Origin of the sequence: Citrobacter sp. wls757 (assembly GCF_005280935.1) — a bacterium.
Taxonomy (GTDB): domain Bacteria; phylum Pseudomonadota; class Gammaproteobacteria; order Enterobacterales; family Enterobacteriaceae; genus Citrobacter; species Citrobacter portucalensis.
Window position 1 is genome coordinate 143,897 of sequence record NZ_SZWU01000069.1, and the last position, 6,035, is coordinate 149,931.

Annotated in this window: 11 protein-coding genes; 10 read left to right on the top strand and 1 reads right to left on the bottom strand. The window is 52.1% G+C overall.

The genetic code is table 11. The features are described from left to right. The first annotated feature begins 3 nt into the window (after positions 1 to 3). From mzrA to FDW94_RS19495, 8 genes are all read left to right on the top strand, one after another. The gene (mzrA, locus tag FDW94_RS19460; protein ID WP_162623447.1) at positions 4 to 372 is read left to right on the top strand and encodes an EnvZ/OmpR regulon moderator MzrA; all 369 of its coding nucleotides are present in this window, start codon (positions 4 to 6) and stop codon (positions 370 to 372) included. 148 nt (positions 373 to 520) lie between these two features. After that, on the top strand, positions 521 to 889 hold the full coding sequence (locus FDW94_RS19465; protein WP_032941739.1) for a DUF1090 domain-containing protein: 369 nt from the start codon (positions 521 to 523) through the stop codon (positions 887 to 889). A gap of 33 nt (positions 890 to 922) precedes the next feature. After that, positions 923 to 1,228 (top strand): YqjD family protein, encoded by a 306-nt coding sequence (locus FDW94_RS19470; RefSeq protein WP_003024832.1) that lies wholly within the window; start codon positions 923 to 925, stop codon positions 1,226 to 1,228. A gap of 2 nt (positions 1,229 to 1,230) precedes the next feature. Further along, positions 1,231 to 1,626, top strand: coding sequence for a phage holin family protein (locus tag FDW94_RS19475; protein WP_137378113.1), 396 nt, complete (start codon positions 1,231 to 1,233; stop codon positions 1,624 to 1,626). Beyond that, complete coding sequence (locus FDW94_RS19480; RefSeq protein WP_137378114.1) at positions 1,626 to 1,925, top strand: YqjK-like family protein; 300 nt, start codon at positions 1,626 to 1,628, stop codon at positions 1,923 to 1,925. The genes FDW94_RS19475 and FDW94_RS19480 overlap by 1 nt, the downstream gene beginning before the upstream one ends. 173 nt (positions 1,926 to 2,098) lie before the next feature. After that, positions 2,099 to 2,491: a DoxX family protein gene (locus FDW94_RS19485; protein WP_003024847.1), complete on the top strand. Its 393-nt coding sequence runs from the start codon at positions 2,099 to 2,101 to the stop codon at positions 2,489 to 2,491. A 72-nt stretch (positions 2,492 to 2,563) separates the two neighbouring features. After that, the gene (gene yqjG / locus FDW94_RS19490) at positions 2,564 to 3,550 is read left to right on the top strand and encodes a glutathionyl-hydroquinone reductase YqjG (protein ID WP_008785878.1); all 987 of its coding nucleotides are present in this window, start codon (positions 2,564 to 2,566) and stop codon (positions 3,548 to 3,550) included. Positions 3,551 to 3,675: 125 nt separating this feature from the next. After that, positions 3,676 to 4,041 (top strand): DUF805 domain-containing protein, encoded by a 366-nt coding sequence (locus FDW94_RS19495; protein WP_008785879.1) that lies wholly within the window; start codon positions 3,676 to 3,678, stop codon positions 4,039 to 4,041. A gap of 108 nt (positions 4,042 to 4,149) precedes the next feature. On the opposite strand, the gene yhaJ is transcribed toward FDW94_RS19495, so the two are convergent. Then, entirely contained in the window at positions 4,150 to 5,046 is an 897-nt protein-coding gene (gene yhaJ, locus FDW94_RS19500; protein ID WP_003024855.1) for a DNA-binding transcriptional regulator YhaJ, read from the bottom strand. 104 nt (positions 5,047 to 5,150) lie between these two features. On the opposite strand from yhaJ, the gene FDW94_RS19505 reads away from it, so the two are divergent. Both FDW94_RS19505 and FDW94_RS19510 read left to right on the top strand, forming a co-directional pair. After that, entirely contained in the window at positions 5,151 to 5,852 is a 702-nt protein-coding gene (locus FDW94_RS19505) for a pirin family protein (protein WP_060683154.1), read from the top strand. Between the two features lie 26 nt (positions 5,853 to 5,878). Then, a complete protein-coding gene (locus tag FDW94_RS19510) occupies positions 5,879 to 6,028 on the top strand; it encodes a hypothetical protein (protein WP_003828578.1) in 150 nt (49 codons plus the stop codon). Positions 6,029 to 6,035: the final 7 nt, after the last annotated feature.

Consider the following 6,035-nt stretch of genomic DNA (forward strand, 5'->3'; position numbering starts at 1 on the left):
TGCATAACGCTCCGACGACTTGCCTGGTCCACCACTTTTATGTTGTTCATCGGCGCGTTGCTCCTGACCTGGTCGGTCATTCGCCAGCAGGAGTCAACGCTTGCCATTCGTGCCGTAAACCAGGGAGCCAGCATGCCTGATGGCTTCTCTATCTGGCATCACCTGGATGCCAACGGCATTCGTTTTAAAAGCATCACTCCGCAAAATGACGCCCTGCTGATTACCTTTGATTCCAGTGCACAGAGCGCAGCGGCAAAGGTCGTACTGGATCGAACGTTACCGCACGGTTTCGTTATCGCTCAGCAGGATGATAATAATCAGGCGGTTCAGTGGTTATCCCGCTTACGTGAGACCCCACACCGTTTTGGTTAATTTCCAGGAATCTGAATTAGATCACTCACTTTGGTGATTTCACCGTTTAGCGCCTATGATTAATAAACTGGGTTTATGACCCAACGCTTTATTATTCTGGAGCATCGACCCTAAACGACGAGGTCGAATCACAATGGAAGGTTCAAGAATGAAATACCGCATCGCTTTGGCAATTAGCCTTTTCGCTCTCAGTGCCGGCAGCTACGCCACCACCCTCTGTCAGGAAAAAGAACAAGACATTCAGCGGGAGATTAGCTATGCCGAAAAACACAACAATCAGAGCCGTATCAATGGGCTGAACAAAGCGCTGAGCGAAGTCAGAGCAAACTGTACTGACAGCAAACTGCGCGCCAACCATCAGAAAAAAATCGCCGAGCAGAAAAATGAGATTGCCGAGCGTCAACGTGACTTAGCCGAAGCTAAGCAAAAAGGCGATGCGGATAAGGTAGCAAAGCGTGAACACAAGCTTGCTGAAGCCCAGCAAGAGCTAAAAGAACTCGAGACCCGCGATTACTAAGTACGGTAACTAGCCACTCAACTGGAGAAAACTATGTCGAAAGATAATGCTACGGAAAACCTGCGCGCTGAGCTGAAATCTCTTGCGGATACGCTTGAAGAAGTACTTAGCTCCTCTGGCGATAAGTCGAAGGAAGAGATGAGTAAAATTCGCAGCAAAGCCGAACATGCGCTGCGCGAGAGCCGCCATCGTCTGAGTGAAACCAGCGATGTAATTGCCAAACAGACCCGTGAGGCCGCGGCTAAAGCCGATAACTACGTGCGCGAAAACCCATGGACAGGCGTCGGCATTGGCGCTGCAGTCGGTGTGGTGCTTGGTGTACTGCTGTCGCGCCGTTAACAATGGCTGATTCTCAACACGCACAAGGTCCAGGCAAAGGCGTACTGGGTATTGGACAGCGGATCCTGACGATTCTCGTTGAGATCGTAGAAACACGGCTGCGGCTGGTCGTCGTTGAGCTGGAAGAGGAAAAAGCCAATCTCATCCAGATCCTGCTGATGCTTGGGCTGACTATGCTGTTCGCGGCGTTTGGCCTGATGAGCCTGATGGTGCTTATCATCTGGGCTATTGACCCTCAATACCGCCTGAACGCCATGATTGCTACCACCGTTGTGCTGTTGCTGTTAGCGCTGATTGGCGGGATATGGACGCTGCGTAAAGCACGTAAAACAACGCTGCTACGCCATACACGCCAGGAACTCGCTAATGACAGGCAAGCCCTGGAGGATGATGCATAATGAGCAGCAAAGTCGAACGTCAAAAGCGTAAGGCGCAACTGCTTGGACAGATCCAGCAGCAACGGCTGGATCTGTCTGCGACTCGCCGCGACTGGCTGGAAGCCACCGAGGTCTACGATCGTGGCTGGAAGACGCTACTGAACCTGCGTGGCTGGGTGTTGGTCGCGAGCAGTATTATGGCGGTTCGCACCATCCGCAACCCGAATCTGCTGGTACGCTGGGCTAAGCGCGGCTTTAGCGTCTGGAGTATCTGGCGTCTGGTGAAATCGACCATCAGACAGCAGCAACTGCGCGGCTAATCCTTTTCTTACCCCCAACCTCAAAATTTTTGAAAAATACTGACAGTTTTCCTTGCTAACAATTCTCATTAAGCACGTTTATGATTCTCTCCATCGACAGCAACGACGCGCTCTGCAGCGTCGATGCACAAAAAAACACAATAAGCCGCCTGAGTGGTTTCCTGGAGAGTATGATGAAGAAATTAGAAGATGTTGGTGTACTGGTAGCGCGCATTCTGATGCCAATCCTGTTTATTACCGCAGGTTGGGGAAAAATCACCGGATATGCGGGTACCCAACAGTACATGGAAGCCATGGGCGTCCCAGGATTTATGCTGCCGCTGGTGATTCTGCTTGAGTTTGGCGGCGGTCTGGCAATTCTGTTCGGTTTCCTGACCCGTACAACCGCGCTGTTCACCGCAGGCTTCACATTGCTGACGGCGTTCCTCTTCCACAGCAACTTTGCGGAAGGTGTGAACTCTCTGATGTTCATGAAAAACCTGACCATCGCAGGCGGTTTCCTGCTGCTGGCTATCACCGGTCCAGGCGCATTTAGTATTGACCGTGTGCTGAATAAAAAGTGGTAAGCAAACTATACTGAACACATCAAAAAGCGAGGAGATATCTCCTCGCTTTTGCTATCTGAGGAGGCGAAAATCATGGGACAACTGATTGACGGCGTCTGGCATGACACCTGGTACGATACCAAATCAACCGGTGGAAAATTTCAACGTTCTGCATCGGCTTTCCGTAACTGGCTCACCGCGGATGGCGCGCCTGGCCCTACCGGTGAAGGTGGCTTTGCTGCCGAAAAAGACCGCTATCATCTGTACGTTTCTCTGGCCTGTCCGTGGGCGCATCGCACGCTGATTTTGCGCAAACTCAAAGGGCTGGAACCGTTTATTTCCGTTTCTGTTGTGCATCCGCTGATGCTGGAAAACGGCTGGACCTTTGACGATAACTTCCCGGCGGCAACCGGCGATACCCTGTATCAGCACGAATTTCTTTATCAGCTCTATTTACACGCCGATCCGCACTACAGTGGTCGGGTCACCGTTCCGGTGCTGTGGGATAAAAAGAACCACACCATTGTCAGCAACGAATCTGCAGAAATCATCCGCATGTTTAACACCGCGTTTGATGCGCTGGGCGCGAAAGCCGGAGATTACTATCCCCCTGCCCTGCAAAGCAAAATCGACGAGCTGAACGGCTGGATTTATGACAACGTTAATAACGGCGTGTATAAAGCCGGATTTGCCACCAGTCAGGAAGCCTACGACGACGCCGTGGATAACGTCTTTCAATCTCTGGCACGACTGGAGCAGATCCTTGGGCAACATCGCTACCTGACCGGCGACCAGTTAACCGAGGCCGACATTCGCCTGTGGACCACGCTGGTACGCTTTGATCCCGTGTATGTCACCCACTTCAAGTGCGACAAACACCGGATTAGCGACTATCTGAACCTGTACGGTTTCCTGCGTGATATCTACCAGATGCCGGGTATTGCGGAAACCGTCAATTTCGATCATATCCGCAATCACTACTTCCGTAGCCACAAAACCATTAACCCGACCGGCATTATTTCTGTTGGGCCGTGGCAGGACCTCAACGAACCTCATGGGCGTGACGAGCGTTTCGCCTGATTTACACAGGCCCCCATTTGGGGGCTAAATAATTAATACCGTAAATATTTACCATCATTTCATTCACAGCTATTCTTAATTTGATTACTTTAAAAACAAGTAATTGAATGCAGAACGAGGCAAAAATGGATTGGTATTTAAACGTATTAAAGAATTACTTTGGTTTTGGTGGCCGCGCACGTCGTAAAGAATACTGGATGTTTGTGCTGGTCAACATCATCTTCACATTCGTGCTGGGTATTCTGGACAGAATGTTTGGCTGGGAGCGCGCCGGTGGAGAAGGCATATTAACGACGATTTACGGGGTTCTGGTCTTTATTCCGTGGTGGGCGGTACAGTTCCGGCGTTTACATGACACCGATCGTTCAGCCTGGTGGCTACTGGTGCTGCTGATCCCGATCGTAGGCTGGCTGGTGATCATCATTTTCAACTGTCAAAACGGGACTCAGGGGAGCAACCGCTTCGGGCCCGATCCCAAACAGTTATCCTGACGTAGCATATGTAGATGCCTGATGGCGCTGCGCTTATCAGGCCTACAACATACTCCGTCTTCCAGGCCGGATAAGGTGCTTCGCACCGCATCCGGCGTAACAGTCAGGCTATTTACCCGCAAACAGCTTGGGGATTTCCCGCAGACACCAGGATTTCGCCTCGCCCATGCTGTCACGACGCCAGGCCATAATAATATCTATCTCGCTTGTCGATTCCGGACTAACGACCCGCAGCCGACCAGCCGCAATATCCTCTTCCACCAGTGGGTACGGCATCGTCGCCACGCCAAGCCCTGCCAACAGCGCCTGACGTTTATCTTCTATCGTACTCACCGTCAGACGCGGCTGCTTATCCAGCAGTTGAACCGTCAGCACCGGACGTTCACGGGCGGTATCCGCCACCGCGATCCCACGGTATTTAACGCGGGTGACTTCCGATAACGGTTCCGGCTCCTGATGAATGGGATGATCCGGGGCCGCTACATAGACGTTCATCAGCGAGTACAGCTTGCGCGAGTTGATTTCTGAGGATGAGCGAAAATGCATATCCGGCGCAATCACGATATCCGCCCGCCCCTGCTCAAGACGCTCCCACGCCCCCGCCAGAACTTCGGTAATAACGGAAAGCTGGGTATTGGCCTTCCCGGCAAGCCTGTCGATCAGCGGGAAAAACGCCGCCGTCGGCACCAGCGCTTCGGTAACGATAGTCAGATGCGTTTCCCAACCGCGAGCCAATGCTTCGGCATCGGTAGTCAGTTTATCCGCAGCTTCCAGCAGTACGCGCCCGCGCTCCAGCAACATACGCCCAACGTTAGTGAATTTTGTGCGGTGGCCTGAACGGTCAAACAGCACCACGTCCAGCTCTTCCTCCAGCTTCTGCATGGTATAGCTAAGTGCGGAAGGAACGCGTCCCAGTTCGTCTGCCGCAGCAGCAAAACTACCGCGTCTGTCTATTGCGTCCATGACGCGTAACGCTTCAAGCGTTAAAGCCCTTTCTTTGGCCATCTCGTTCTCATTCAGGAAATTTGAACATACCGGGCAGAATATCTGGCTAACAATGCAGCGTCTAGCCATTTAACATAAAAGGAAGTAAAGAGAGGTCAAGAACTATGATTACTACCCGTACAGCCAAACAATGCGGGCAAGCAGACTACGGCTGGCTGCAGGCCCGTTATACCTTCTCCTTTGGACACTATTTTGATCCTAAACTGCTGGGTTATGCCTCGCTGCGTGTTCTGAACCAGGAAGTTCTGGCACCGGGGGCCTCTTTCCAGCCACGGACCTATCCGAAGGTGGATATCGTCAATCTGATCCTCGAAGGGGAAGCGGAGTACCGAGACAGCGAAGGCAACCATATCAAGGCCAAAGCAGGTGAAGTTTTGCTGCTCGCGACACAGCCCGGGATTAGCTATAGCGAACACAATATCAGCAAAGACAAACCGTTAACCCGGATGCAGCTCTGGCTGGACGCCTGCCCGCAGCGTGAAAACGCCTGTGTACAGAAAGCCACGCTGAGCACCGGTAAGCATCAGTTGCTGGCCTCGCCGGACGGTGAACAAGGCAGCCTGCATCTGCGCCAACAGGTATGGGTGCACCACGTTGAGCTACAGCAAGGTGAATCGTTGAGTTTTCAGTTACATGGGCCACGTGCTTATTTACAGTCGATTCACGGCAGATTCCATGCGGTGACGTCTGGCGCCGAAAAAGAAGCGCTCACCTGTGGCGATGGGGCATTTATTCGTGACGAAACTAACATAACGTTAGTCGCCGATACCCCGCTGCGCGCTTTGCTGATAGATTTGCCCGTATAGTCAGGGAAAACAATGGAGTACGACTATTGAGCAAGAAATCATCAAAAAAACGCCAGCCTCAGGTTGAGCCGAAAAAACAAGAAACAGTTACCTTCGGCTATGAAGAAATGCTGACAGAGCTGGAAGCGATTGTGGCCGATGCCGAACTACGGCTGGAAGACGAAGAAGCCGCCTGAACAGGCG

Coding starts and splice junctions, on each gene's coding strand:
- FDW94_RS19505 (WP_060683154.1), top strand. CDS start 5,151: ATGATTACTACCCGTACAGCCAAACAATGCGGGCAAGCAGACTACGGC.
- FDW94_RS19470 (WP_003024832.1), top strand. CDS start 923: ATGTCGAAAGATAATGCTACGGAAAACCTGCGCGCTGAGCTGAAATCT.
- yqjG (WP_008785878.1), top strand. CDS start 2,564: ATGGGACAACTGATTGACGGCGTCTGGCATGACACCTGGTACGATACC.
- FDW94_RS19475 (WP_137378113.1), top strand. CDS start 1,231: ATGGCTGATTCTCAACACGCACAAGGTCCAGGCAAAGGCGTACTGGGT.
- yhaJ (WP_003024855.1), bottom strand. CDS start 5,046: ATGGCCAAAGAAAGGGCTTTAACGCTTGAAGCGTTACGCGTCATGGAC.
- FDW94_RS19480 (WP_137378114.1), top strand. CDS start 1,626: ATGAGCAGCAAAGTCGAACGTCAAAAGCGTAAGGCGCAACTGCTTGGA.
- FDW94_RS19485 (WP_003024847.1), top strand. CDS start 2,099: ATGAAGAAATTAGAAGATGTTGGTGTACTGGTAGCGCGCATTCTGATG.
- FDW94_RS19465 (WP_032941739.1), top strand. CDS start 521: ATGAAATACCGCATCGCTTTGGCAATTAGCCTTTTCGCTCTCAGTGCC.
- FDW94_RS19495 (WP_008785879.1), top strand. CDS start 3,676: ATGGATTGGTATTTAAACGTATTAAAGAATTACTTTGGTTTTGGTGGC.